This is a genomic window from Prauserella flavalba (assembly GCF_003202235.1).
Classification (GTDB): Bacteria; Actinomycetota; Actinomycetes; order Mycobacteriales; family Pseudonocardiaceae; genus Prauserella_A; species Prauserella_A flavalba.
Genome location: NZ_MASU01000008.1, coordinates 87,204 through 112,670, shown reverse-complemented (window position 1 = coordinate 112,670; position 25,467 = coordinate 87,204). Strand labels below are relative to the sequence as shown.

The 25,467-nt window shown below is 72.3% G+C and carries 30 protein-coding genes; 8 read left to right on the top strand and 22 right to left on the bottom strand.

The window, feature by feature from the left end:
• Positions 1–47: 47 nt before the first annotated feature.
• The 8 genes from mihF to pyrR form a co-directional block, all read right to left on the bottom strand.
• Positions 48–365, bottom strand: a complete 318-nt coding sequence (gene mihF / locus BA062_RS20915) for an integration host factor, actinobacterial type (protein ID WP_005437476.1) — start codon at positions 363–365, stop codon at positions 48–50.
• Positions 366–686: 321 nt separating this feature from the next.
• Positions 687–1,517 carry an orotidine-5'-phosphate decarboxylase gene (pyrF, locus tag BA062_RS20910; RefSeq protein ID WP_110339304.1) on the bottom strand — a complete coding sequence of 277 codons (831 nt, stop codon included), beginning with the start codon at positions 1,515–1,517 and terminating at the stop codon, positions 687–689.
• A 93-nt stretch (positions 1,518–1,610) separates the two neighbouring features.
• On the bottom strand, positions 1,611–4,925 hold the full coding sequence (gene carB / locus BA062_RS20905; RefSeq protein ID WP_110339302.1) for a carbamoyl-phosphate synthase large subunit: 3,315 nt from the start codon (positions 4,923–4,925) through the stop codon (positions 1,611–1,613).
• On the bottom strand, positions 4,925–6,049 hold the full coding sequence (gene carA / locus BA062_RS20900) for a glutamine-hydrolyzing carbamoyl-phosphate synthase small subunit (protein WP_110339300.1): 1,125 nt from the start codon (positions 6,047–6,049) through the stop codon (positions 4,925–4,927). Before carA ends, carB begins: the two co-directional genes overlap by 1 nt.
• Positions 6,046–6,537: a PH-like domain-containing protein gene (locus BA062_RS20895; protein ID WP_110339298.1), complete on the bottom strand. Its 492-nt coding sequence runs from the start codon at positions 6,535–6,537 to the stop codon at positions 6,046–6,048. The genes carA and BA062_RS20895 overlap by 4 nt, the downstream gene beginning before the upstream one ends.
• Positions 6,537–7,835 (bottom strand): dihydroorotase, encoded by a 1,299-nt coding sequence (locus BA062_RS20890; protein ID WP_110339296.1) that lies wholly within the window; start codon positions 7,833–7,835, stop codon positions 6,537–6,539. The genes BA062_RS20895 and BA062_RS20890 overlap by 1 nt, the downstream gene beginning before the upstream one ends.
• Before the next feature lie 66 nt (positions 7,836–7,901).
• A complete protein-coding gene (locus BA062_RS20885) occupies positions 7,902–8,837 on the bottom strand; it encodes an aspartate carbamoyltransferase catalytic subunit (RefSeq protein ID WP_110339294.1) in 936 nt (311 codons plus the stop codon).
• Complete coding sequence (pyrR, locus tag BA062_RS20880) at positions 8,834–9,412, bottom strand: bifunctional pyr operon transcriptional regulator/uracil phosphoribosyltransferase PyrR (protein WP_110339292.1); 579 nt, start codon at positions 9,410–9,412, stop codon at positions 8,834–8,836. Before pyrR ends, BA062_RS20885 begins: the two co-directional genes overlap by 4 nt.
• Positions 9,413–9,673: 261 nt before the next feature.
• Here pyrR and bldD point away from each other — a divergent pair, with 261 nt between their 5' ends.
• Positions 9,674–10,162 carry a transcriptional regulator BldD gene (gene bldD, locus BA062_RS20875; RefSeq protein WP_003096372.1) on the top strand — a complete coding sequence of 163 codons (489 nt, stop codon included), beginning with the start codon at positions 9,674–9,676 and terminating at the stop codon, positions 10,160–10,162.
• Between the two features lie 56 nt (positions 10,163–10,218).
• Here bldD and nusB read toward each other — a convergent pair whose 3' ends face one another.
• Genes nusB through BA062_RS20860 form a run of 3 tightly spaced genes read right to left on the bottom strand, consistent with a single transcriptional unit; the run spans position 10,219 to position 12,389 of the window.
• Positions 10,219–10,668 (bottom strand): transcription antitermination factor NusB, encoded by a 450-nt coding sequence (gene nusB / locus BA062_RS20870; protein WP_110339290.1) that lies wholly within the window; start codon positions 10,666–10,668, stop codon positions 10,219–10,221.
• A gap of 8 nt (positions 10,669–10,676) precedes the next feature.
• Positions 10,677–11,234 carry an elongation factor P gene (gene efp / locus BA062_RS20865; protein ID WP_110339288.1) on the bottom strand — a complete coding sequence of 186 codons (558 nt, stop codon included), beginning with the start codon at positions 11,232–11,234 and terminating at the stop codon, positions 10,677–10,679.
• A 36-nt stretch (positions 11,235–11,270) separates the two neighbouring features.
• Positions 11,271–12,389 (bottom strand): M24 family metallopeptidase, encoded by a 1,119-nt coding sequence (locus BA062_RS20860; protein ID WP_110339286.1) that lies wholly within the window; start codon positions 12,387–12,389, stop codon positions 11,271–11,273.
• 80 nt (positions 12,390–12,469) lie between these two features.
• Between BA062_RS20860 and BA062_RS20855 the strand changes: the two genes are divergently transcribed.
• Positions 12,470–12,919, top strand: coding sequence for a hypothetical protein (locus tag BA062_RS20855; protein ID WP_110339284.1), 450 nt, complete (start codon positions 12,470–12,472; stop codon positions 12,917–12,919).
• Here the strand turns inward: BA062_RS20855 and BA062_RS20850 are convergent.
• The 9 genes from BA062_RS20850 to BA062_RS20810 form a co-directional block, all read right to left on the bottom strand.
• Positions 12,883–14,409, bottom strand: a complete 1,527-nt coding sequence (locus BA062_RS20850; protein ID WP_110339282.1) for a glycoside hydrolase family protein — start codon at positions 14,407–14,409, stop codon at positions 12,883–12,885. The genes BA062_RS20855 and BA062_RS20850 overlap by 37 nt on opposite strands.
• 288 nt (positions 14,410–14,697) lie before the next feature.
• On the bottom strand, positions 14,698–15,129 hold the full coding sequence (gene aroQ, locus BA062_RS20845; protein ID WP_110339280.1) for a type II 3-dehydroquinate dehydratase: 432 nt from the start codon (positions 15,127–15,129) through the stop codon (positions 14,698–14,700).
• Positions 15,126–16,235 carry a 3-dehydroquinate synthase gene (gene aroB, locus BA062_RS20840; RefSeq protein WP_110339278.1) on the bottom strand — a complete coding sequence of 370 codons (1,110 nt, stop codon included), beginning with the start codon at positions 16,233–16,235 and terminating at the stop codon, positions 15,126–15,128. Before aroB ends, aroQ begins: the two co-directional genes overlap by 4 nt.
• Positions 16,236–16,302: 67 nt before the next feature.
• Entirely contained in the window at positions 16,303–16,863 is a 561-nt protein-coding gene (locus BA062_RS20835; RefSeq protein ID WP_210406942.1) for a shikimate kinase, read from the bottom strand.
• 55 nt (positions 16,864–16,918) lie between these two features.
• Complete coding sequence (gene aroC / locus BA062_RS20830) at positions 16,919–18,112, bottom strand: chorismate synthase (RefSeq protein ID WP_110339274.1); 1,194 nt, start codon at positions 18,110–18,112, stop codon at positions 16,919–16,921.
• A 34-nt stretch (positions 18,113–18,146) separates the two neighbouring features.
• Complete coding sequence (locus BA062_RS20825; protein ID WP_110339662.1) at positions 18,147–18,815, bottom strand: prepilin peptidase; 669 nt, start codon at positions 18,813–18,815, stop codon at positions 18,147–18,149.
• Between the two features lie 263 nt (positions 18,816–19,078).
• The gene (locus BA062_RS20820) at positions 19,079–19,735 is read right to left on the bottom strand and encodes a zf-HC2 domain-containing protein (RefSeq protein ID WP_110339272.1); all 657 of its coding nucleotides are present in this window, start codon (positions 19,733–19,735) and stop codon (positions 19,079–19,081) included.
• Positions 19,732–20,217, bottom strand: coding sequence for a sigma-70 family RNA polymerase sigma factor (locus BA062_RS20815; protein ID WP_245959943.1), 486 nt, complete (start codon positions 20,215–20,217; stop codon positions 19,732–19,734). The genes BA062_RS20820 and BA062_RS20815 overlap by 4 nt, the downstream gene beginning before the upstream one ends.
• A gap of 23 nt (positions 20,218–20,240) precedes the next feature.
• The gene (locus BA062_RS20810) at positions 20,241–20,627 is read right to left on the bottom strand and encodes a hypothetical protein (protein ID WP_110339268.1); all 387 of its coding nucleotides are present in this window, start codon (positions 20,625–20,627) and stop codon (positions 20,241–20,243) included.
• A 126-nt stretch (positions 20,628–20,753) separates the two neighbouring features.
• Between BA062_RS20810 and BA062_RS20805 the strand changes: the two genes are divergently transcribed.
• A complete protein-coding gene (locus BA062_RS20805) occupies positions 20,754–21,203 on the top strand; it encodes a QcrA and Rieske domain-containing protein (protein WP_110339267.1) in 450 nt (149 codons plus the stop codon).
• A gap of 63 nt (positions 21,204–21,266) precedes the next feature.
• Here BA062_RS20805 and BA062_RS20800 read toward each other — a convergent pair whose 3' ends face one another.
• Positions 21,267–21,722 (bottom strand): PTS sugar transporter subunit IIA, encoded by a 456-nt coding sequence (locus BA062_RS20800; RefSeq protein ID WP_110339265.1) that lies wholly within the window; start codon positions 21,720–21,722, stop codon positions 21,267–21,269.
• Entirely contained in the window at positions 21,719–21,955 is a 237-nt protein-coding gene (locus BA062_RS20795) for a PTS sugar transporter subunit IIB (protein ID WP_110339263.1), read from the bottom strand. Before BA062_RS20795 ends, BA062_RS20800 begins: the two co-directional genes overlap by 4 nt.
• A 152-nt stretch (positions 21,956–22,107) precedes the next feature.
• Here BA062_RS20795 and BA062_RS20790 point away from each other — a divergent pair, with 152 nt between their 5' ends.
• The 5 genes from BA062_RS20790 (at position 22,108) to BA062_RS20770 (ending at position 25,465) form a co-directional block, all read left to right on the top strand.
• Positions 22,108–22,863, top strand: coding sequence for a GntR family transcriptional regulator (locus BA062_RS20790; RefSeq protein WP_425452937.1), 756 nt, complete (start codon positions 22,108–22,110; stop codon positions 22,861–22,863).
• Positions 22,860–24,113 carry a PTS transporter subunit EIIC gene (locus BA062_RS20785; protein WP_110339261.1) on the top strand — a complete coding sequence of 418 codons (1,254 nt, stop codon included), beginning with the start codon at positions 22,860–22,862 and terminating at the stop codon, positions 24,111–24,113. Before BA062_RS20790 ends, BA062_RS20785 begins: the two co-directional genes overlap by 4 nt.
• A gap of 14 nt (positions 24,114–24,127) precedes the next feature.
• Positions 24,128–24,394: an HPr family phosphocarrier protein gene (locus BA062_RS20780; RefSeq protein WP_110339259.1), complete on the top strand. Its 267-nt coding sequence runs from the start codon at positions 24,128–24,130 to the stop codon at positions 24,392–24,394.
• Between the two features lie 84 nt (positions 24,395–24,478).
• Complete coding sequence (locus BA062_RS20775) at positions 24,479–24,769, top strand: hypothetical protein (protein WP_110339257.1); 291 nt, start codon at positions 24,479–24,481, stop codon at positions 24,767–24,769.
• Between the two features lie 39 nt (positions 24,770–24,808).
• Positions 24,809–25,465, top strand: coding sequence for a phosphoribosyltransferase (locus tag BA062_RS20770; protein ID WP_110339255.1), 657 nt, complete (start codon positions 24,809–24,811; stop codon positions 25,463–25,465).
• Positions 25,466–25,467: the final 2 nt, after the last annotated feature.

Here is a 25,467-nt window from a genome sequence, read left to right as displayed (position 1 = left end):
GCCGCCGCGTACGCCGGCCTCGATCGAGCCGCGGTGTCGCCGCTCGCTCACTCGCCGCTGAACTCGGCGAGCAGCGCCTTGCGCTGCCGGTCGCCGAGGCCGCGCAGGCGACGGCTGGTAGCGATCTCGAGCCGCTCCATCGTCTGCTGCGCACGCACCTTGCCCACGCCCGGCAGGGCCTCCAGCAGCGCGGAGACCTTCATCTTGCCGAGGACCTCGTCCTCGTCGGCCTGCTTCAGCACGTCGGCGAGGGTCGTACCGCCGCGCTTGAGCCGTTCCTTGAGCTCCGCGCGGGCGCGACGGGCGGCGGCGGCCTTCTCCAGCGCCGCAGCACGCTGTTCCTCGGTGAGCTGGGGAAGTGCCACGTTTTCCTCCGGTATTACTCAAATTCTGGGTGGGTGTGGCGACCGTACCCACCCTTGACCTGGACCCACAATGCGGGGGTGGGCGCTGACCGCGCCTCCAGGACGCCGTATGACGGCCTGGCGGACGGTGCTGTCGCGCCGCGACTGGACGCCGCGGCACGGCCAGAGACGACCCTACTCACAAATGGTCGCGCGGTGTCAGCCCGCGACCCTGCGAATCCGTTTCCCGGTGCGGCGCCGACACCCCCGCCTGCGCCACGACGCCTACCCTAGTGCAAGATCAACATACGGTTCGACCAGGGCAGGAACCCGGCCGTGACCCTACGTGAGCACGCGGTTCAGCTCGTCGGCCGTGCGCAGCACCGCGGCACGCAGCGCCGCCGGGTCCGGCCCGTGTTTCAACAGGCCCCTGGCCGAGGCGGGCAGCACGTCCGGAAGGCTGTCGCCGAACAGCGGCGCCAGGTCCTCCGCACCGGCCCCCTGCTCACCGAAACCCGGAGCCAAGATTGGCCCGTTCAGCCCAGCGAGATCCAGCTCGCCCGGCCGGTTGGTGGCCCCGACGACCACGCCCACCGCGCCCAGCGGAACGGCGCCCGCGTTACGCGCGGCCGCATCGTCCACAACGGACTGGGCAACCGTGCGGCCACCCGAGTCGGCCCGCTGCAGGCCCTCGCCCTCCGGGTTCGACGTCCGCGCGAGCACGAACACGCCCCGCCCCGTCTCCCCGGCCAGGGCGAACGCCGGTTCGAGCGCGCCGAAGCCGAGGTAGGGCGACACGGTGATCGCGTCGGCCGCGAGCGGCGAGCCCTCGCCGAGGTACGCCCGCGCGTAGGCCGCCATCGTGGAGCCGATGTCGCCGCGCTTGACGTCGAGCAGGACGAGTGCGCCCGCCTGGCGCGCGCACTCGATCACCCGCTCCAGCACGGCGATCCCCTTGGCGCCGTGCGCCTCGAAGAGAGCCGACTGCGGCTTCACCACCGCCACGTGCCCGGCGAGCACCTCGGTGGCCGTCAGCGCGAACGTCTCCAGCCCGCCCGCGTCGGCGGGCAGGTCCCACGCCCGCAGCAGCTGCGGATGCGGGTCCACGCCCGCGCACAGCGGGCCGCGCGCGGCGACGGCGCGCCGCAGCCGCGCCCCGAACCCCTCAACCACGCGGGCTCCCTTCCTCGGGCACGTCCGCAGTGAAGGCCACCTTCACTGCGTTGAGCGCAGGCATGGGGGCCTTCACTGCACGTGCGCGGCCGGTCACGAGCCGGCCCGCAGGGACGCCTGGAGCTGCTGCAGCGAGCGCACCCCCAGGTCACCCCGGATGACCGCCTCGATGCCGTGTACGGCCGCCGCAGCGCCCTGCACGGTGGTCACACACGGGATGCCCCTCGACACGGCCGCGGTGCGGATCTCGTAGCCGTCCACGCGGGGCCCGCTGTTGCCGTACGGCGTGTTGATCACCATGTCGACGCCGCCGTCGAGGATCACCTCGACGATGTTCGGCTCGTCGGCGGTGCTGCCCTGGTAGTGCTTGCGCACCACCGAGCACGGCACCCCGTTGCGGCGCAGTACCTCGGCGGTGCCCGACGTGGCGAGCACCTCGAAGCCGAGGTCGGCGAGCCGCTTGACCGGGAACACCAGCGAGCGCTTGTCCCGGTTGGCGACCGAGACGAACACCTTGCCGCTCGTCGGCAGCGAGCCGTAGGCACCGGCCTGCGACTTCGCGAACGCGGTGCCGAAGGACGTGTCGACGCCCATCACCTCGCCCGTGGACTTCATCTCGGGGCCGAGCAGCGAGTCCACCCCGTGGCCCTCGGGCGTGCGGAACCGGTGGAACGGCAGCACGGCCTCCTTGACGGCCACCGGCGCGTCGACGGGCAGGTGCCCGCCGTCGCCCTCGGCGGGCAGCACGCCGCGCTCCCGCAGGTCCTTGATCGACGCGCCCGTCATGAGCAGCGACGCCGCCTTCGCGAGCGGCACCGCCGTCGCCTTGGACACGAACGGCACCGTGCGGGACGCGCGAGGGTTGGCCTCCAGCACGTAGAGCACGTCGTCCTTGAGGGCGTACTGCACGTTGAGCAGCCCGCGCACGCCCACCCCGCGTGCGATCGCCTCGGTGCAACGGCGCACCTCCTCGAGGTCGGTGCGGCCCAGCGTGATCGGCGGCAGGGCGCACGCCGAGTCGCCGGAGTGGATGCCGGCCTCCTCGATGTGCTCCATCACGCCGCCCAGGTACAGCTCCTCGCCGTCGTAGAGGGCGTCCACGTCGATCTCGATGGCGTCGTCGAGGAAGCGGTCCACGAGCACCGGGTGCTCGGGCGTGACCTCCGTGGCGCGCCGGATGTAGCCCGCGAGGGACGCCTCGTCGTAGACGATCTCCATGCCGCGCCCGCCGAGCACGTAGGAGGGCCGCACGAGCACCGGGTAGCCGATCTCGTCGGCGATCCGCTTGGCGCCCTCGAACGAGGTCGCCGTGCCGTACGCGGGGGCGGGCAGTCCGGCCGAGGTCAGCACCTCGCCGAACGCGCCCCGGTCCTCGGCGAGGTGGATCGCCTGCGGCGGGGTGCCCACGATCGGCACGCCCGCGTCGGCAAGCCGCTGCGCGAGCCCGAGCGGGGTCTGGCCGCCGAGCTGCACGATCACACCGGCGACCGTCCCCGACGCCTGCTCGGCGCGCACGACCTCCAGCACGTCCTCGAACGTCAGCGGCTCGAAGTACAGCCGGTCGGAGGTGTCGTAGTCGGTGGAGACCGTCTCCGGGTTGCAGTTGACCATCACGGCCTCGAACCCGGCCTCCCGCAGCGCGAGCGCCGCGTGCACGCACGAGTAGTCGAACTCGATGCCCTGCCCGATGCGGTTCGGCCCGGAGCCGAGGATCAGCACCTTCGGCTTCTCCGGCTGCGGGGCCACCTCCGTCTCGGCGGCCGGATCGGCCTCGTAGGCCGAGTAGTGGTACGGCGTCTTCGCCTCGAACTCGGCCGCGCACGTGTCGACGGTCTTGAACACCGGGTGCACGCCGAGGCGGTGCCGCAGCGCGCGCACGCCGTCCTCACCGGCCAGCTCGGGCCGCAGCGCGGCGATCTGCCGGTCGGACAGCCCGGTGCGCTTGGCACGGCGCAGCAGCTGCCCGTCCAGCACCGGCGCGTCCCGCACCTCGGCGCCGACCTCGCCGATCAGCGCGATCTGGTCGATGAACCACGGGTCGATACCGCTGGCCTCGTGCACCTGCTGCACGGTCGCGCCGAGCCGCAGCGCCCGCTCGACGGCGTAGAGCCTGCTGTCGTGAGGCGTGCGCAGGTCCTCCAGCGTCGACTCCAGCGTGGCCCCCTCGGGATCGGGCTGGGTCCAGAAGCCGACGCGCTTGGTCTCCATCGAGCGCATGGCCTTGCCGAGCGCCTCGGGGAAACTGCGGCCCAGCGACATGGCCTCGCCGACGCTCTTCATCGTCGTGGTGAGCATCGGGTCGGCGCCGGGGAACTTCTCGAACGCGAACCGGGGCACCTTCACGACCACGTAGTCGAGCGTCGGCTCGAAGCTGGCCGGGGTCTCGCCGGTAATGTCGTTGCTGATCTCGTCGAGCGTGTAGCCGATCGCGAGCTTCGCGGCGATCTTGGCGATCGGGAAGCCCGTGGCCTTCGAGGCGAGCGCCGAGGAACGCGACACCCGCGGGTTCATCTCGATCACGACCATGCGCCCGTCGCGCGGGTTGATCGCGAACTGGATGTTGCAGCCGCCGGTGTCCACGCCCACCTCGCGCAGCACGTCGATGCCGACGTTGCGCATGTTCTGGTACTCGCGGTCGGTGAGCGTCATCGCGGGCGCGACCGTCACCGAGTCGCCGGTGTGCACGCCCATCGCGTCAACGTTCTCGATCGAGCACACCACCACCACGTTGTCGTGGCGGTCGCGCATCAGCTCGAGCTCGTACTCCTTCCAGCCGAGCACGCTCTCCTCGATGAGCACCTCGGTCACGGGGCTCTCCTCGAGGCCGAGCGACGCGAGCCGCTCCAGCTCCTCGTCGGTGTGCGCCATGCCGGAGCCGAGCCCGCCCATCGTGAACGACGGCCGGATGACCACCGGCAGGCCCACCTCGGCGACGGTCTTGCGCACCTCGTCCATGGAGTGACAGACGGCGCTGCGCGGCACGTCACCACCCACGGAGCGCACGATGTCCTTGAACTTCTGCCGGTCCTCACCGCGCTGGATGGCGTCGATGTCGGCGCCGATCAGCTCGACGCCGTACTTCTCCAGCACGCCGCGCTCGTGCAGGGCGACCGTGGTGTTGAGCGCGGTCTGCCCGCCCAGCGTGGCCAGCAGCGCGTCGGGACGCTCCGCGGCGATGACCTTCTCGACGTAGTCCGGCGTCACCGGCTCGATGTAGGTCGAGTCCGCGAACTCGGGGTCGGTCATGATCGTCGCCGGGTTGGAGTTGACGAGGCTCACGCGCAGGCCCTCGGCGCGCAGCACCCGGCAGGCCTGGGTGCCGGAGTAGTCGAACTCGGCGGCCTGGCCGATCACGATCGGCCCGGACCCGATGACGAGGACGTGCTCGATGTCAGTGCGTTTGGGCATTACTTGCTTTTCTCCATCAAGGTCACGAACTCGTCGAACAGCGGGTTGGCGTCGTGCGGACCGGCCGCCGCCTCCGGGTGGTACTGCACGGAGAAGGCGGGCACGTCCTCGCACCGCAGGCCCTCGACCGTGCCGTCGTTCGCGCAGTAGTGGCTCACCTTGGCCGCGCCGAACGGCGACTCGAAGCGCTGGCCGGGCTCGCCCTCCAGCGCGAAGCCGTGGTTCTGCGCCGTGATCGCCACGCGGCCGGTGTCGGCGTCGAGCACCGGGACGTTGATGCCGCGGTGGCCGAAGCGCATCTTGTAGGTGCCCAGCCCCAGCGCGCGGCCGAGGATCTGATTGCCGAAGCAGATGCCGAACAGCGGCACCTGCCTGCCGAGCACCGCCCGCGTCAGCTCGATCGCGTGCGTCTGGGTCTGCGGGTCGCCGGGCCCGTTGGACAGGAACACACCGTCGGGCTCGACGGCGAGCACGTCGTCCAGGCTGCTCGCGGCGGGCAGCACGTGCACCTCGATGCCGCGCTTGGCCATCTGGCGGGGCGTGTTCGACTTGATGCCGAGGTCCAGCGCGGCGACGCGGTAGCGCCGCTCGCCCTCCGCGGCCACCACGTAGGGCTTCTCCGTGGTGACCTCACCCGCCAGATCGGCGCCCTGCATCGGCGGGCTCGCGAGCACCTGGGCCACCAGGTCGTCGGTGGATGCGAGCGCGTCACCGGAGAACACGCCGGCGCGCATGGCGCCGTGCTCCCGGATGTGCCTGGTCAGCGTGCGCGTGTCGATCTCGGCGATCCCGACGATGCCCTGCGCGCGCAGCTCGTCGTCGAGGGCGCGCTTCGAGCGCCAGTTCGACGGCGTGCGCGCCGGGTCGCGGACCACGTAGCCGGCCACCCAGATGCGCGAGGACTCGTCGTCCTCGTCGTTCCACCCGGTGTTGCCGATCTGCGGCGCGGTCTGGACCACGATCTGGCCGCGGTACGACGGGTCGGTCAGCGTCTCCTGGTAGCCGGTCATGCCGGTGCAGAAGACCGCCTCGCCCAGCGTTCGCCCCTGCGCGCCGTAGGCCGTGCCCCGAAAAACCCGGCCGTCCTCGAGGACGAGCGCGGCCGGTGTGCGTGTGCCGCTCATACCTGGGCACCTCCCTTGACCTGGTTGATCCACTGTGGATAGACCGCGAGGTCGTCCCCGCGGAACCCGGTGTCGAGCTCGATGTCGTCGGCGCGCCACGTGAACACCAGAAGACTGTCCGTTCCCATCACCTTGCCCGCCATCCCCTTGGCGGTCTTGACGTCCACAATGGACTCGCGTGGGATCCAGAAACTCACCGCCCCGGCGCGGTCCACCTCGACGCCCTCGTCGTACAGCCGCAGCACGGCGGGGCCGCGCAGGCCGACGCCCCGCGTCACCACGCGTTCCTGCCAGTGCCCCGCGTTGGTCGTCGCCACGTAGAGCCCCTTGGCGGAGAGCAGCGGCTCGCCGAGACCCTCGGGCACCTCCGGGAACGGCGGGACGCGCACACTCTGCGCGCGGGCCTGGCGTCGCCAGCCCCGCCACATGCCGTAGACCCCGAGCGCGAAGAACGCGACGACCAGCAGCGTCAGCAGAAGCCTCTCCATCACCCAATCTTCCCTTCGCGCGACGTGATCCGCCCGCGCAGGAGCGTGGCGCTCACCACGGCGGGCAACCGCATTCCCTCGTACGGTGTGTTGGCGGCCACGCTCGCGAGCTCGGCGCCGCGCACCGTCCACTCCGCGTCCGGATCCACCAGCACCAGGTTGGCCGGCTCCCCGGCCGCCAGCGGCCTGCCCTGGTCGGGCAGGCCCGCGATCTCGGCGGGCCGCTCGCTCATGACCCTCGCCACCCCGCGCCAGTCGAGCAGACCGGGGCGCACCATCGTCTCGGCCACGATCGACAGCGCGGTCTGCAGGCCGAGCATGCCCGGCCTGGCCGCGGCCCACTCGCAGTCCTTGTCCTGCACGGCGTGCGGGGCGTGGTCGGTGGCCACGCAGTCGATCACGCCGTCGGCCAGCGCCCGGCGCATGCGCTCCACATCGGCGCCGGCCCGCAGCGGTGGGTTGACCTTGTTCACCGGGTCGTAGGTCGCGAGCCGCTCGTCGGTGAGCAGCAGGTGGTGCGGCGTGACCTCGGCGGAGACGTCGATGCCGAGGCCCTTGGCCCAGCCGAGCACGTCCACCGTGCCGGTGGTCGAGACGTGGCAGATGTGCAGGCGCGCCCCGGCGTGGCGGGCGAGCACGCAGTCGCGCGCGACGATCGACTCCTCCGCCGACGAGGGCCAGCCGGTGTAGCCGAGCCGCGCCGCGCGCTCGCCCTCGTGGGCCTGCGCGCCGACCGTCAGCCTCGGCTCCTCCGCGTGCTGCGCGACCACCACGCCCAGCGCCGTCGAGTACTCCAGCGCCCTGCGCATCAACAGCGGGTCGGCCACGCAGTGCCCGTCGTCGGAGAACAGCCGCACCCCGGCCACCGACTTGGCCATCGTGCCCATCTCGGCGAGCTTCTCGCCCTTCAGCCCGACGGTGACAGCGCCGACCGGGTGCACGTCGACGAGGCCGACCTCGCGGCCGCGCCGCCACACGTGCTCCACCACCACCGCGTTGTCGGCGACCGGATCGGTGTTGGCCATCGCGAACACCGCGGTGTAGCCGCCGAGCGCCGCCGCGGCGGAGCCCGAGTCGATGGTCTCGGTGTCCTCGCGGCCCGGCTCGCGCAGGTGGGTGTGCAGGTCGACGAAGCCGGGCAGCAGCACCTGCCCCCGCGCCTCGATCACCTCGGCGTCCTCGCCCGGGGTGACCGCGCCGGCCTCGCCGATCGTGGCGATGGTGCCGTCGGCGACGTGCACGTCCACCGGGTCGCCCTCGCCGTAGAGCCTCGCGCCCCTGATGACGATCTCGTTCACTCTTCTCCCTCTCCCTGCGGGACACCCGCACCCGGTCGGCGACCGTGGCGGCGGGCAGGGCGATTGTCAGCCACGTTCGCCTCCGTCTCCCGCCAGCAGGTGGTACAGCACGGCCATGCGCACGTGGACCCCGTTGCGGACCTGCTCGGTGATCGCCGACTGCGGCGCGTCGGCCACGGCGGAGCCGATCTCCATGCCGCGCAGCATCGGGCCGGGGTGCAGCACCACGGCGCCCTCCGGCAGCAGGCCCAGCCGCGCCTCGTTGAGCCCGTAGGCGATCGAGTACTCGCGCGCGGACGGGAAGAAGCCGCCGTGCATGCGCTCGGCCTGTACCCGCAGCATCATCACGGCGTCGAGCGCGGGCAGCTCGGCGTCCAGGTCGTGCGACACGGTCACCGGCCACGACCCGACGCCGACGGGCAGCAGCGTGGGCGGCGCGACGAGCACCACCTCCGCGCCGAGGGTCGCGAGCAGGTGCACGTTGGACCGGGCGACGCGGCTGTGCAGCACGTCGCCGACGATCGCGATCCGCCGGTCCTTGAGCGCGCCGAGCCGCTCGCGCAGCGTGGCCGCGTCGAGCAGCGCCTGCGTGGGATGCTCGTGGGTGCCGTCTCCCGCGTTCACCACCGAGGTGCCCCCCTCGGAGAGCCAGCCGGCCAGGCGGTGCGCCGCGCCCGAGGCGGGGTGGCGGACGATGACGCAGTCGGCGCCCGCGGCGGCGAGCGTGAGCGCGGTGTCGCGCAGCGACTCCCCCTTGCCGACCGACGAGCCGCCCGCCGAGACGTTCACCACGTCCGCGCTCATCCACTTGCCCGCGATCTCGAACGACACCCGCGTACGCGTGGAGTTCTCGTAGAACATCGTGATCACCGTGCGGCCGCGCAGCGTCGGCAGCTTCTTGACCTCCCTGCCGAGCAGCGTGCGCTTGAGCTCGTCGGCGGTGTCGAGGATCGCGGTGGCGGCGTCCTCGGCAAGGCCGTCGGTGGTCAGCAGGTGCTTCATCGGCGTTCCCCCAGCAGCACGGCGTCGCGGTCGTCCACGTCGGACAGCAGCACCGAGACCTCCTCCGAGCGAGAGGTGGGCACGTTCTTGCCCACGTAGTCGGCGCGGATCGGCAGCTCGCGGTGCCCGCGGTCGACCAGCACGGCCAGCTGCACCACCCGGGGCCTGCCGTGGTCGCGCAGCGCGTCGAGCGCGGCCCGGATGGTGCGGCCGGAGAACAGGACGTCGTCGACGAGGACCACGACCCGGTCGTCGATGCCGGTGGGCAGCTGCGTCTGTTCGAGCGGGCGGGTGGGCTTGCGCCGCAGGTCGTCGCGGTAGAGCGTCACGTCGAGGGCGCCCGTGGGCACGTCGACGCCGGAGAACTCGCTGATGCGCGCGCCGAGGCGGGTCGCGAGCGGGATGCCGCGAGTCGGGATGCCCAGCAACACCGGCGGGGTCGCGGTCCCCGAACCGAGCGCGGTCTTCTCGATGACCTGATGGGCCATTCGGGCGATGGTGCGCGCGACGTCCCCGGCCGAGAGCAGCTCGCGCTCAGCAGCCGGTTCCGTCGCGCCACGTGGGCGTGGCGCCACGGTGGACCTCCTTCCCCGCCTCACTGGACGGGTCCTTAAAGGATGTCGATTCCCCTGGTTAGGCGGGGAACCGCACAGACAGTAGCAGGTGAGGCTCGTCAGCCGTTCGGGTGGTGCGATCGGGTGCGAGACGTCGCAGCCAGGGAGGATCTGCTTGACCTGGTGACGACTACGAGTAACCATTACTCTGAGTATTCGACTCACGAGTTCCCTGTCGGTCATCCGGGCCGATCTCGGGACGAGGAAACGGAGAACCACCAGATGGGCGATTACGCCAAGGCGCTCGGGGCCAAGCTCCGCGGTATCCGCCAGCAACAGGGCTTGTCCCTGCACGGGGTCGAGCAGAAGTCCGGCGGCCGCTGGAAGGCGGTCGTGGTGGGCTCCTACGAGCGTGGCGACCGTGCGGTCACCGTCCAGAAGCTGGCCGAGCTCGCGGACTTCTACGGCGTCCCGGTGGTCGAGTTGCTGCCCGAGGGCCGGGTTCCCTCCGGCGCCGAGCCGGCCACCAAGATCGTGATCAACCTCGAACGGCTGCAGCAGCTGCCCGCCGAGAAGGTCGGCCCGCTGGCCCGCTACGCCGCGACCATCCAGAGCCAGCGCGGCGACTACAACGGCAAGGTGCTGTCGATCCGCACCGAGGACCTGCGGTCGCTCGCGATCATCTACGACATGACGCCCGGTGAGCTCACCGAGCAGCTGATCGACTGGGGCGTGCTGCCGCCCGAGGCCCGCCCTTCCAAGGAAGACTGATCGCCGCCGCGCGGTCGTGAGCGGCGAAGTCCCGCTCACGACCAGGCGGTGACCGGCTAGAGCACCGCCCTGAGGCGGTCGGCGATGTTGCCGATGCGGCCGAGCACGCCGTTGACGAAGCGCGGCGAGTCGTCGGTGGACAGTTCCTTGGCCAGGCCCACCGCCTCGTCGATCGCGACCGGGTCCGGCACGTCGGCCGACCAGAGCATCTCGTAGACCCCGATCCGCAGGATCGCGAGGTCCACCGGCGGCATCCGGCTCAGCGTCCAGCCCTGCGCGTGCTCAGCGAGCAGCTCGTCGATGCGCTCGCGCCGCGCCGTCACACCCTCGACCAGCGAGATCGTGTAGTCGCTGATGGGGTCCACGTCCACCGAGCCGACCCGCTCGGACAGCAACGTCACCGCGTCGGCCTCGCGCTGCGCGGCCTCGTACAGGAACTCCACCGCGCGGCGGCGGGAGGCGCGGCGCCCGATGGGCGCGCGCCGGGAAGGGTTGTCCGAGGTCACCGGGCTTCTCACGCGCGGCCGAGGTAACGGCCGTCGCGGGTGTCGACCTTGACCTTCTCACCGGTGCTGACGAACAGCGGCACCTGGATCTCGGCGCCGGTCTCCAGCGTCGCCGGCTTCGTGCCGCCGGTGGAGCGGTCGCCCTGCAGGCCGGGGTCGGTGTGCTGGATGACGAGCTCGACCGAGGTGGGCAGCTCGACGTACAGCGGCTGGCCCTCGTGCATCGCCACCTGCACCTCGGTGTTCTCGAGCAGGTAGTCGGCGCCGTCGCCGACGGTCTCGCGCGGGACGTTGATCTGGTCGAACGTCTCGCCGTCCATGAAGACGAAGTCGCTGCCGTCGTTGTACAGGTAGGTCATGTTGCGGCGGTCCACCGTCGCGGTGTCGACCTTGGTGCCCGCGTTGAACGTCTTGTCCACGACCTTGCCGGAAAGCACGTGCTTGAGCGTCGTGCGCACGAAGGCACCGCCCTTGCCGGGCTTGACGTGCTGGAAGTTCACGACCGACCAGAGCTGGCCGTCGAGGTTCAGGACCAGGCCGTTCTTCAGGTCGTTGGTGGTGGCCACGGGTGTGAGTTCTCCTGTGAATCGGTGGGCCGCGTACTAGACGACCGCGAGTTCCTTGCTGGTCAGGGTGAGGAGCTCGGGAGTCCCCTCCCGCACGACGAGCGTGTCCTCGATGCGCACGCCACCCCGGCCGGCGAGATACACACCCGGCTCGACGGTGACCGCCATACCGGCGGACAGTGTACCGGCGCCGGTCGCGGCGAGGCTGGGAGCCTCGTGGATCTGCAGGCCGACGCCGTGGCCGAGACCGTGCGAGAACTCCTCGCCCCGGCCCGCCGCCGCGATCACGTCCCGTGCCGCGCCGTCCACGGCGGCCACCTCGGCGCCGGGCACCACGGCGGCGCGGCCCGCCGCCTGGGCGTGCAGCACGAGCTCGTACAGCTCCCGCTGCCAGTCCGCGGCGGTGCCGAGCACGACGGTGCGCGTCATGTCCGAGTGGTACCCGTCGACGGTCGCCCCGAAATCCAGCTTGACGAAGTCGCCAGCCGCCAGCACCGCGTCGGAGGGCCGGTGGTGCGGGATCGCCGAGTTGGCCCCCGCGGCGACGATCGACGTGAACGACGGCCCCTCGGAACCGTGGTCGAGCATGCGGTTCTCCAGGTCGCGCGCCACTTCCCGCTCGGTGCGGCCAGGGCGCAGCCCGCCGTGCTCGATCAGCTCGGCGAGCGCGCGGTCGGCGGCGGCGCACGCCCGGCGCAGCGCCTCGACCTCCGTCTCGTCCTTCACCACGCGCAGGCGCTCGACGAGGCCCGGTGCCCGGTGCAGCTCGACCTCGTCCGCCGCCTCCGCGAGCGCCGCGTGCTGCTCGACGCTGACGTACTGGCTCTCGAACCCCGTGCGGGCGTAGTCGTCCGCCTTCGCCGCCGCCTGGGCGAGCAGGGTCGCCGCGCTGGCCCGGCCGAGGACGCGCTCGAGGTCGGGCACCTCCGCGGCGGCCTGGGTCGTGTAGCGGCCGTCGGTGCAGAACAGGGTGCGGTCGTCGCCCCCGGCGTGCACGAGCAGCGCGGCGTTGGAACCGGTGAACCCGGTGAGGTAGCGGATGTTCAGCAGGTCGGTGACGAGCAGGGCGTCGAGTCCGCTTCGGCGGAGCAGGTCGCGCAGTGCCTCCCTGCGGGCGGCGCGGGTCTCGGTCGCGGTGCGGGAATTCTCGGCCACGGGCCAAGCTTAGGGCTCGACCTGACGGCACTTGCGGTTACAGTGGGCCGATGCCGTCCTGGGTTGTTCGCGGACTCGGCATGGCCGTGCTGCATGCCGCCGCCACCGTCGCGCTCGCGAAGATCGCGGTCTTCCAGCCGACCGAGTCGACCACCGTCACCGCCGTGGTGCTGGCCCTGCTGGTGGGCGCCGCCGCGTTGTGGAGCGCGCTCGACGCGTGGCTCGGCCTGGTCGACGCGGGCCGCACCTGGTTCATCGCCGCGCTCGTCGCCGGGCCGGTCGCCGGCGTGCTCAACGTCATCGGCCGCGCGGCGTTCGTGGACCAGACCGGGGTCGGCGAGCTCGGGTCCGCGCTGACCGGAGGCGCCGCCTTCACGGCGCTGCTCGTGCTCGTGCCCGCGGGCCTCGGCCTGCTCGTGGGCGGGAAGCTGCACTCACCGCCCAAGGACACCGAACCCGGCGCGGACGAGGAAGCCGACACCCGGCCGCGGCCTCAGCCGCGTAAGCCCAAGATCGGCCCCGCCGGATAGTCCTCCCACTCCTCGCGGCTCACCGGCTCGGCCGGTGAGCCGTTCAGCTCGACGACCTCCGCCGAGGTGACCGGCCACAGCGTGCCGTCCAGAAGGAAACCGGCCCCGAGACCGGGTGCCTCCACCGCCCGCGCCCCCGGGCGCAGCCGCACGTCCACCGGCAGCCTGTCGAGCACGGGCAGCCGCTCGTCCAGCACCACCCCGGCCAGCTTCTCGGCCACGGAACGCCGGTCGACCCGCACCACCTTGCCGTCGGTCACCAGGTCCATCGTGCGGACCGGCGAGGGCATCGCGAAGCCGTCGAGCACGGCCAGCGCCCGCTCCGGCTCGGCGCAGGCGTCCAGCCCGTGCAGGTCGAGACCGTAGTGGCGCAGGTCGGTCGGCGCCTTGGCCCGGCCGATCACGGTCGCGTGGATGACGTCGATGGGCACCCGTCCGCACGGGTCGTCGACAGACACCGGCGCGTGGCCATCGGGCCTGCGCAACAGCCCCGGGCCTTCCTCCCACTCGTCGGGGATCGTCACCGGCTGGTAGGGCGTCGCCGTGAACTCCCTGTTCCAGAAGGTGATCGTGGTGCCCTTGTCGGTCTGGTGCGCGATGGCGAAGGCGTCGAGCGCGTCCACCCACATCAGGTCGGCACTGAAGGCGTCGACCAGCGAGTTGGTGCGCGCCGTCTCGGTGTGCGGCACCTCGGTGAATCCCTGCGGCCCCAGTGCCTGCACACCCGCGGAGAACGTCGGGTCCTTGGCGCGCAACAGGAACTGTCCCGCGCCGTTCCAGCCCGCGGCGCGGCCCGTGGTGTCGGTGAACATCAGGTAGAACCAGCCGTCGAGGTACACCGCGGCGGGCTGGCCCGCGCCGTAGGTGTTGTCGCGGTGGGTGTCGTGGGCGGGCCGCACGATCGGATCGGTGCCGGGGCGCGTCCAGTGCCTCCCGTCGGCGCTGGTCACGAGGCCGATCGAGTTCCCGAGCTCGTGGCTGCCCGCCGCGCCCGTGTAGTACATGTAGTACGTGCCGTCGACCCGGATCACCGACGGGTCGCACGTGTGCACCCCGTCGAACGCACCCGGGTTGCCGGACAGCACGGCCTCCGGGATGCCGCGCTCTCCGGCAAGACCGGCGAACGGCCCGTCCGGTGAGTTCGCCTCGGCGTAGAGGATGTCGTCGCCCGGCGGCGCGGCGCTGCCGTACTGGCTGCACCACCACATGCGTGTCCGCCCGCCGTCCGACATCACCGTCGGCCCGTAGTTGTAGACGGCGTCGGCGCCGCCCGCGGCGACCATGCCGGGGCTGGCCCGGTACCGGTCGGCCTGCAGCGGCACCTGCTCCTCGGTGGTTGTGGGCCGCCCGGGGCCCGTGCCGATCCCCGGCTCCGCGCCCTCGGCCTGCGGCCGGGTGGTTCCCGCGGTGCAGCCCGCGACGAGGGCGGCGCTCACCGTGACGGCGAGCGCCGCACCGGCGAGACGTGCTCGGCGATGCCGGGTGCGCATGCTGGCGGCGGACCTCCATCCCTCCCCCACGGCCGGAATACCTCGGCCGGGACCGCCTCAGTCTACGGAACCCCCTCACCCGAACGGGTGCAGACCTCGTGGTGTGGCAACGAGTTCGACCTCGAATCCGTGGGGGTTCTGCGGATACGCCGCAGAGTGCCCGGGGCCGGCTCGTCCCGCAGGAACCGGCTCAGCCCTGGGTCGGCGAACAGCGAGGTCACCGCGCCGGCGTCGGCTTCCCCAGCCCGCGCACCATGAGCGGCGCGGTCCGCGGGACCGGGACGGCGGTCAGCCCTGGTTGCCGGCGAGCCAGCGCAGGGCAAGCCGGTAGCCGTCCACCCCGAACCCGGCGAGCACGCCGGTGGCGATGTCGGAGAGCACGCTGTGGTGCCGGAACTCCTCGCGCCGGTGGACGTTCGAGATGTGCAGCTCGATCAGGGGCGCGGACAGCTGGGCGGCCGCGTCGCGCACGGCGATCGAGTAGTGGGTCCAGGCGCCGGCGTTGAGCACCACTGGCACGCCGGCGTCGGCGGCCTCGTGCAGCCAGCCGACCATCTCGCCCTCGTGGTCGGTCTGCCGCACCTCGACGTCGAGCCCGAGCTCCTTACCCGTCTCGACACACAGCCGCACCAGGTCGTCGTGAGTGGTGGAACCGTAGACGGACGGCTCCCGCGTGCCGAGCCTGCCGAGGTTGGGCCCGTTCAGCACCAGCACGTTCACAGGAACACTCCCCCGTCCTTGGCCTCGCCACTCGCGACCACGGAGTAGGCGCCCGCCAGCAACGCCGGGTCGGGCCCCTCCAGCCGGCCCGGCTTGGCGAGCCCGTCGAGCACCACGAACCGCAGCGTGCCCGACCTGTTCTTCTTGTCGGCGCGCATGCCGTCGATGAGCTGCGGCAGTGCGTCGGCGTCGTAGGACGTCGGCAACCCGAGCGAGCGCAGCACGGCGGCGTGCCGGTCGGCGGTCGCGTCGTCGAGCCTGCCGGCGAGGCGGGCCAGCTCGGCGGCGAAGACGAGCCCGACGCTGACGGCCGCGCCGTGCCGCCACCGGTACCGCTCCCGCCGTTCGATGGCGTGCCCGAGCGTGTGACCGTAGTTGAGGATCTCGCGCAGGTCCGACTCACGCAGGTCCGCCGACACGACGTCGGCCTTCACCTGGATGGACCTCCGGACCAGCTCACCGAGCACCGGCCCCTGCGTGTCGAGCGCCGCGGCCGAGTCCTGCTCGATCAGCTCCAGGATGCGCGGGTCGGCGATGAAACCGGCCTTGACGACCTCGGCCATCCCGGCCACCAGCTCGTTCGGCGGCAGCGTCTCCAGCGTCGCGAGGTCCACGAGCACCGCGGAGGGCTCGTGGAAGACACCGACGAGGTTCTTGCCCGCCTCGGTGTTGATGCCGGTCTTGCCGCCGACGGCGGCGTCCACCATCCCGAGCAACGTCGTCGGCACGTTCACCAGCCGGACGCCCCGCATCCATGTGCCCGCGACGAACCCGGCGAGGTCGGTGACCGCACCGCCGCCCAGTCCGACGACGACGCCGCGCCGGTCGAGCCCGATCTGGCCGAGCACGTCCCAGCAGAAGTCCGCGACGCGCAGCGCCTTGCCATCCTCGGCGTCAGGGATCTCCACGCGGTGGGCGTCGAGCCCAGCACCGGCCAGCTCCTCGCGGACCGCCTCGGCGGTCGTCGTGAGCGTCGGCGGGTGGATCAGCGCGACCTTGGACGCGTCGCGCACCGTCTCGGTGAGCTCGGCGAGCAGGCCGCGGCCGACCACGACCTCGTACGGCTGCGCGGTTTTGACCTCGATACGGACCGGGTCGGTGGTCATCGTCCTCCTCATCGGGACCCGGTCGGCGGCGCGGTGACCCCGGCCCGCCGGACGCGGGTACGCATTGTCACTCCGCGAACGACTCCTCGGCGCCCTCGCGCCGGGACTCCTCCGCCAGGCCGGACAGCCGTTCGGCGATCGCGGCGGCGACGTCGCGCGGCGCACGTCCGGTCGTGTCGACCTCGATCGTCGCGACCGAACGGTAGACCGGCAGCCGCTTGTCGAGCAGCTCCTTGTACGTGGCGCGCGGGTTCACCCCGGCCAGCAGCGGACGCGCGGTCGACAGGCCGGTGCGCTGCACGCCCTCGGCCATGCCGACGTACAGGAACACCACGGTGTGCTCGCTCAGCCGTGTGCGCGTGATCTCCGACAGCGGCGCCCCGCCGCCGAGCGCGTAGACGCCCGAGTACCGGCCAAGGCCCGCTGCGACGACCTCCTCCTCGATGGCCCGGAAGGCGGGCTCACCGTCGGTGGCGAAGATGTCGGCGATCCGGCGGCCCGTCTCGGCCTCGAGGTCGGCGTCCGCGTCCGCGTAGGCCATCCCGAGCAGCTCGGCGAGCAGCGGCCCCACCGTGCTCTTGCCGGAGCCGGGCGGGCCGACGAGAACAACCGGGCCACGTGTGGTCATGCTGGTCACGGTAGCCTCCGCGCCCGGACGCCCTCCCGGTGCCTCCGACTCCGCGTTACCGGTCCCACCATGCCTCGAGCCCCGCCAGGTAGCCCTCGACGTTGCGCTTGGACTCGGCCAGCGAGTCGCCGCCGAACTTCTCCAGCGCCGCGTCGGCGAGGATCAGCGCCACGACCGATTCGAGGACCACGCCCGCCCTCGGCACCGCGCACACGTCGGACCGCTGGTGGATCGCCACGGCGGGTTCACCGGTCTCGACGTCGACGGTGGAGAGCGCACGCGGCACGGTCGAGATCGGCTTCATCGCGATCCGGACCCGCAGCGGCTCGCCGTTGGTGATGCCGCCCTCCAGGCCGCCCGCACGGTTCGAGCGCCGCGTGACGCCCTTCGGCCCCGTGCCGCGGTCGATCTCGTCGTGGGCCTTGCTGCCCCAGCGCCGCGCCGTCGTGAAGCCGTCGCCGACCTCCACGCCCTTCATCGCCTGCACGCCCATCAGCGCGCCGGCGAGCCTGGCGTCGAGCCTGCGGTCCCAGTGGACGTGGGAGCCCAGGCCCGGCGGCAGCCCGTACGCGATCACCTCGATCACGCCACCGACCGTGTCGCCGGCCTGCCGGACGGCGTCCACCTCGGCGACCATCGCCTGCGTGGCCTCGTCACCGAATGCGCGGACGGGGCTCTCGTCGATCGCGGCGAGGTCACCCGGCTCCGGCAGCGGCCCCTCCGGGGCCTCGGCGGCACCGATGGACACGACGTGGCTGACGATCTCGGCGCCCAGCAGCTGCCGCAGGAACAGCCGCGCCACCGTGCCCAGCGCGGTGCGCGACGCGGTCTCCCGCGCACTGGCCCGCTCGAGCACCGGACGCGCCTCGTCGAAGCCGTACTTCTGCATCCCGGGCAGGTCCGCGTGACCGGGCCGGGGCCGCGTGAGCGGCTCGTTGCGCGCCAGGCCTTCCAGCTCGGCGACATCGACGGGATCGGCCGCCATGACCTTCTCCCACTTGGGCCACTCGGCGTTCTCGATCTGGACCGCGATCGGGCCACCCTGGGTACGGCCGTGCCGGACACCGCCGACGAACTCGACCCGGTCGGTCTCGAAGCCCATGCGGGGGCTCCGGCCGAAACCGAGTCGCCGACGAGCGAGCTGCTCGCTCAGGTCGGCGGTCGTGACCTCGACGCCGGCGACCATGCCCTCGAGGATGGCGGCCAGAGCGGGTCCGTGGGACTCACCTGCGGTTATCCAGCGCAACACGTACCGAATCCTGTCACGAGGCGCCGATCTTGCTTCAGCTGCCCATACTCACCTCCGTTCCGGCCTCCAGCCCGGCGCCCGGGAAGAGCGCGATCAGGCACGTGACGGCCAGCAGGCCGGGACCGTGCGGGACTCCTCCGCGCCACCGGCGTACCCGGAGCAGTGCCGCTGCCGCGGCCAGCACCAACGTGACCACCGCCGCCGTGCAGGCGGCGACCACGAGTGCCGGCCAGCCCGTCGCGCCGAGCACGCCACCGAGGCTGCCCGACAACTTCACGTCGCCCGCTCCGAGTGCGGCCGGCGCGACGGCGTGTACCAGGGCGTGGGCTCCCGCGAACAGCACGGCGGCCGAGGCCGCCCTGAACGCGAGTGCGCCTCCGGGCCCCGTCACCGCCGCGACGCTGACCGCGGTGCCCACCAGGGGATACGCGGGCACCGTGAGCACGTCGGGAAGGCGCCGGTGACGGAGATCGGCGAGCGCGAGCGGGACGGCCAGCGCGGTGACGGCGAGCGGCACGGGCAGCCACCAACCGGGCATGCCGTCCGCCGACCACCGCCAGGCCGCCACGGCCCACGCCGACGCCGTGCCGCCCGCGCACCACCGGACCGGCACGGCGGCAGGGCGCCTCGCTCGGCTCAGCACCCTGCTCGCGGCCCAGCCGATGACGAGGCCGGCGACGGCGAAGATCAGTCCCCAGTACACGCCGTCCAGAGTCGTGGCCGGGTACACCGAAGGGCAAGGGCCAACCGGAGTGAAGACTCCGTTCGCGCGCGGCCACGGCCGATCTCACCCGTTCGTCGTAGCCACACAGGAGCCTCCCCGGACATGCTGTGCGGTCCTGAACGCACAACTCGCCGTCCCGAACGCACAACTCGCGGTCGGGAGCGCACGACTCGCGGTCGGGAGCGCACGACTCGCGGTCGGGAGCGCACGACTCGCGGGCTGGGGCGGGGGCTCGCGGAGCGTCAGCCGGAGACCGGGAGGCGGAGCAGGGCCGGGCCGTGCGGAAGACGGATCTCCAGCGCGTCGATGTCGGCGCGCCGGAGCGTGGTGCCGATCGACAGCTCGGCGGTGTCCTGCGGCACCGCGTACCAGCTCGCCAGCTGGCGCACGGTTCCGTCGGCCTGCACGGCGACGAGGATGTAGTCGCCGCCCTTGCCGCCGCGGTAGCTGCACGACATGTCCACCCGCGTGCCCCAGTCCGCCTCGGTGAGGTTCACGCTCGCCTGCACGGGGTAGGCGCCGAGCGCGGTCATCTCGTCCCGCGGCGGTTCCCCGCCGGGCAGCACGAGTGCGACCACCAGCGCCACGCACGCCGCCACCGCCGCCCCCGCGGCGGCCAGCGCCGTCAGCGCCCGGCGCCGCCGCTGCCGCCGCACCGTGGCCAGCAGGGTGGGCAGGAGGTCCGGCGGCGGGGGCTCCTGGTCCGGCCGGCCACGGACGTCGACCTGGGCGAGCAAGCCCGGCAGCCCGGCCAGTTCCCGCACGGCCCGCGCACACGACCCGCAGTGCGGGAGGTGCTGCTCGAACGCGGCGCGGTCCTCCGGCGAGAGCGCCCCGAGCACGTACGCGGCGTCGAACGTCGCGAACGGATCCGCTCGCGTGCCGAACGCGTCGTTCACCGGGTCACCCCCTTCTCCTCGAGCACCAGCCGCAGCGCCCGCAGCGCATAGTGCGTCCGCGACTTGACCGTTCCCTCCGCGACTCCCAGCTGGGTCGCCGCGTCGGCGACCGACATCCCCTGGAAGAAGCACAGCATGAGCACCTCCCGATGCCGCGGCGACAGCTCGCCGAGCGCGTCGGCGACAAGCCAGCCCTGCACCGCGCGCTCGGTGTCGTCGGGCACGGGCAGCTCGGGCAGCGCGTCCGTCGCGACCTCGGAGCGGCTCGCGGCCGAGCGCCAGTCGTCGATCGCGATCCGCCTGGCCACGGTGAACAACCAGGCCCTCGCCGAGCGCTGCGACTGGTCCAGCACCGCAGGATGGCGCCACGCCCGCAGCAGGGTCTCCTGCACGACGTCCTCGGCACGGACGCGGTCCCCGCTGGTCAGGCGCAGGGCGTACGACCAGAGCGCGGCCGCGTGCTCGTCGTGCAGCGCCCGCATCAGCCGGGGCTCGGCCTCGTCGCTCACACCCGCCCGCTCTCCTTCGCGGCCGTGACCTTCCCCGGCACGAGCAGCGCGATGCCGAACACCACGCACGCGACCTCGGTGACCACGCCCCACACCTCCTCCTGGGTGGCGAACTGCTCCTGCACCCCGAAGAAGCCGACCGTCAGTGACAGCACGTAGGCCCCGAGCGTCGCGAGCCCGAAACCGACCGCCGCCAGCGCGGGCAGCCAGTGCCGCCACACCAGCACCGCGAGCGCGATGACGGCCCCCGCGACGACGTTGACCAGGAAGAGCGGGCCGACGACGTCCATGTATCGGGCCCAGTCCAGCCAGACGACCCAGTGCACCAACGCCGAACCGAGCAAGCCGAGCGCCACCAGCACTCGCAGAATCCAGCGGACCATCGCTTCACTCCCAAGGCCACTCAGCCGGGCTGTGCCGGCTTCTGTCCATGACACGACGCAGCGCCCTTTCCGGTTCGATGTCGCTCCGGGTTGAACCGAATCGGCGGCGGTCTCGTGTCCAGAGGCATGACTGCCCAATCTCACACCCGCCGCACCGTTCTGACCACCGGTGCCGCCGTTGCCGGAGCAGCCGCCGGAACCGTCGCGCTCGCCGCGTGTGGCGGCGGTGAGACCGAAAGCCCGCCCACGCAAGGAGGACAGCCGTCGAGCGCGGCCCCCGCCGGCCAGCGGATCACCGCGCTCAGCGACGTGCCCGTCGGTGGCGCCACCGCCGTGACGACGCCGGACGGCCAGGACGCGATCGTGTCGCGGCGCGGCCAGAACGAGGTCGCCGGCTTCAGCGCCGTGTGCACCCACCAGGGCTGCAAGGTCGCGCCGGAGGGCGCGGAGCTGGTGTGCCCGTGCCACGGTTCCCGGTTCGACGCGTTCACGGGCGCGGTCAGGAACGGCCCGGCGACCGAGCCGCTGCCCGCCATCAAGGTCGCCATCGAGCAGGGCCAGATCGTGACCGCGTGAGCGCGGTCGTCCGGTGGCGGGGATGCCTGAGGGGGTGGGGCATCCCCGTCCCACTGACCGGCTTCAGCCCGCCCAGGTGAAAATCGCGTCGCCCGCGGCGACCGCCGAGCCGAGCCGCAGCCCGGAGAGCGCGTCCTCCTGGGCGTCGAGCGCGACCACGGGCACGATCGGCGAGTAGCCCGCCGCCACCACCGCGTCCGGGTCCCAGCCCACGATGGGCTGTCCCGCCCGCACCTGCTCGCCCTTCACGACATGCAGGGTGAACCCCTCGCCCTTCTGCTTGACCGTGTCGATGCCGAGGTGCACGAGCACCGCCCGGCCGTCCTCACCCGCGACGACGAACGCATGGGGATGCAGCGTCACGACCGTGCCGTCGAGCGGCGCCACCGCGTCGGCACGCCCGCCCTCCGGCCGCACCGCGAGGCCCGGCCCCACCATGGCCTGGGCGAACACCGGATCCGGCACCTCGGTCAGCGCCACCGTCGTGCCCGCGACGGGGCTCTGCACGGCCAGGCTCACATCAGGTCCTCGATGTCACTGGCGATCGTGTCGGCCTCGGGGCCGACGATCACCTGCACGACGTCACCGACCTTCACCACGCCGTGCGCGCCCGCCTGCTTCAGCGCCGGCTCGTCGACGAGCGAGCCGTCCTCCAGCTCGCAGCGCAGCCGCGTGATGCATCCTTCGATCTCGATGATGTTGCCCGCGCCGCCGAGCGCCGCGAGGATCTTCGCCGGCCTGTCGTCCGCCATGGCGGTCTCCCTGGATCTGTTCGGTTACGGAGCACGAACCCGTAACGGTGGTTGACACCCGGTCGGGTAACGGAGCATTCTGCCCCATCAATAAATGGTCTAGACCGGAACGTACCAATCTTCGCCCGTCGACGCGAGCACCGGAGGTGCCGATGAACTCGATGACCGGCGCCTCCCCCGACCGCGTCGTCGACGGCCCGACCCCCAAACACACCCAGCTGCGCGAAATACTGCGCCGGATGGTGGAACGCGAGCTCCCACCCGGCTCCGCCATCCCGTCGGAACGCGAGCTCGCCGAACGCTACGACGTGTCCCGGCTGACCGTCCGCACGGCGATCGGCAAACTCGTGGACGAGGGCCTGCTGTCCCGGGTGCGGGGCAAGGGCACGTTCACCGCGGCCGGGCGGATGGAGCTGCAGCTCTACCTGATGTCGTTCACGGCGGACATGCGGCGCCGCGGCCTGGTCCCGACGACCAGGAACCTCGGTGCCGCCGCGCTCGGCCTCGCCGAGGGCGAGGAGGCGCTGGGCATCCGGAGGCTGCGGCTCGCCGACGGGGTGCCGCTGGCCGTCGAGCGCGGCTGGTACCACCCCCGGGCCGTGCCGGGGCTACTCGACCTCGACCTCACCGGCTCGCTGTACGCACAGCTCGCCGAGCACTACGACATCCGTTTCGACCACGCCTGGCAGACCGTCTGGGCGGAGTCGGCGGACCGGGAGACCGCGCGGCTGCTCGGCATCCGCACGGCGGGCCCGCTACTGGTCTTCCGCCGGATCTCGAGCATGCATGGGAAACCGGTGGAGGACATGACGTCCTGGTACCGGGGAGATCAGTACCAGGTGACCATGAAACTGGACCGGAACTCCCCGGATTCCGGCCCCCTTCCGGAACATGGAGGACGCTCATGAGCGCCACCCCCTCTGCGGAGGCGAAGGGCAAGGGCAGGCGGCTGGCGGGACTGCAACGCTTCGGGCGCAGCCTCATGCTGCCCATCGCGACCCTTCCCGCGGCAGGCCTGCTGTCGCGGCTGGGCCAGGACGACATGCTCGGCAGATGGTCGGCCACGGAGGACATCGCGAAGGTCCTCGCCGCGGCGGGTGGCGGGCTGTTCGACTGGCTGCCGCTGCTGTTCGCGGTGGGCATCGCCGTGGGCTTCGCGCGCAAGGGAGACGGCTCGACGGGCGTGGCCGCGGTCGTCGGCTTCGTCGTCTTCAACAAGGTCGTGCAGGTGTTCGCGCCCGTCAACGAGCTCGAAGGGTTCGCCGAGGGCTGGTACCTGCAACCCGTCCGCTGGCCCTACAGCGTGCTCTCCGGGGTGATCGTGGGGCTCGTGACCGCCGTGCTGTGGCAGCGGTTCTATCGCATCAAGCTTCCGCCGTACCTGGCCTTCTTCGGCGGCAGGCGGTTCGTGCCGATCATCAACTCGGTGGTGCTGCTGGTGCTCGGCGTGCTCTTCGGCCTCATCTTCCCCGTCATCGACGCGGGCATGCAGAATCTCGGCGAGGCCGTGACCGGTGACGCCGTGGTCGGCGGCGGCATCTACGGGTTCCTCAACCGGCTGCTGATCCCCGTCGGCCTGCACCAGCTGATCAACGTGCCCGTGTGGCTGATCTTCGACGGCGGCGACATCAACAACTTCTTCGCGGGCGACCCCAACGCGGGCGCGTTCATGACCGGCTTCTTCCCGATCTTCATGTTCGCCCTGCCCGCCGCGGCGCTGGCCATCTGGCAGACCGCCCGACCGAGCCAGAAGAAGATCGTCGGCGGCATCATGCTCTCCGCCGCGCTGACGTCGTTCCTCACCGGTGTCACCGAGCCGATCGAGTTCGCGTTCATGTTCGTGGCGTGGCCGCTCTACCTGATCCACGCGGTGCTCACGGGCCTGTCGCTGGCACTGGTCAACGCGCTGGACATCCACCTCGGCTTCTCGTTCTCCGCCGGTGGCATCGACTTCCTGCTCAACGCGGGGGCACCGGCCGCGAGCGGCGCGCTGTGGCTGATCCCGATCGGCCTGGTGTACGCGGCGATCTACTACCTGCTCTTCCGGTGGGTCATCACGAAGTGGAACCTGCGCACGCCGGGCCGCGAGGAGGACGAGGAGAGCGCCGCAACCAGCGAGGGCGCGCCCGAACCCACCGAGAAGTCGGCCCGGTCCTGAGGGGAGCACGAACCATGCCGCAACGACGGGTCACGGTGGCGAGCAAGGTGGGCCTGCACGCGAGGCCCGCGGCGCTCGTCGCGAAGGCCGCCGCCGCGCAGCCGGTCACGGTGACGATCGCCAAGGACGGCGGTGAGCCGGTGGCGGCGGGCAGCGTGCTGAACCTGATGACGCTGGGCGCCGCGTTCGGCGACGAGGTGGTGATCGCCGCCGACGGCTCCGGCGCCGAGGAGGCCGTCGCCGCGATCGCCCAGCTGGTGGCGACCGACCTCGACTCCTGAAGTACTCACGAAGGGCCTCCTCCGGCTCGCCGGCGGAGGCCCTTCGCACGCATGGGACGCCGTCACGCCGGGTATCCGGCGGACATGGAACGACCGGAAAGGCAGCGGCCTCGCACCCGCGAGGAGTACGCGCGGGGCCTGCCCGGCTACCACGACCCGACCGCGGGTTTCGGCGGCGCGGCACCCGCGTACAGCGCGCTGACCCTGCGGATCGTCCTCGCCGCCATCACCGTGGTGCTGTGCGCGGGCGCGGCGGTGCTGTTCGCCGTGAACGGCATCGTGTGGGCCACCGTGCTGCTGTGCGTGCTCGCCGTGGGCATGGCCGTCGACCTCGGCTGGGTGATCCACCGCAAGCGGCGCGGGGAACCCGGCTGAACCAGCTGGTCAGCACATCGAGGAGGGCCGGACGAGCTGATGCGACAACCGGTCACCACGAGCCAGACGTACACCGACCGGCGCGACGCGGGCCGCAGGCTCGCCGGGCTGCTGAGCGAGCGCGACTGGGTGGAGCCGGTGGTGCTCGGTCTCGCCAGGGGCGGCGTGCCGGTGGCCGCGGAGGTCGCCGCCGGGCTCGGCGCGCCCCTCGACGTGGCCGTGGCCAGGAAGATCGGGGCTCCTGGCCACCCCGAGTTCGGCATCGGCGCCGTCACGGCACACGGCCCGGCGACCTTCGACGAGCGCAGCGTGCGCGCGCTCGGGCTCGGTCCCGCCGAGCTCGAGGAGGCGTGCGAGCGGGAGCGGGCCGAGGCCCAGCGCAGGGTGGACCTCTACCTGCGGGGCCGCGAGCCCGAACGCGCCGAGGGGCGTGACGTCCTGCTGGTCGACGACGGACTGGCCACCGGGGTGACCGCGACGGCGGCGCTGCGGGCGCTGCGGGCCGACGGGCCGCGCAGGCTCGTGCTGGCCACGCCCGTGTGCGCGGCCGAGGCCGTCGCGGGCCTGCGCGCCGAGGCCGACGAGGTGGTGTGCGCGCTGCGGCCGGAGGGGTTCCGGGCGGTCGGCCAGTGGTACGACGACTTCGGCCAGACCACCGACGAGGAGGTCCTCGAATTGCTGGCGAAGGGGGCGTGAGC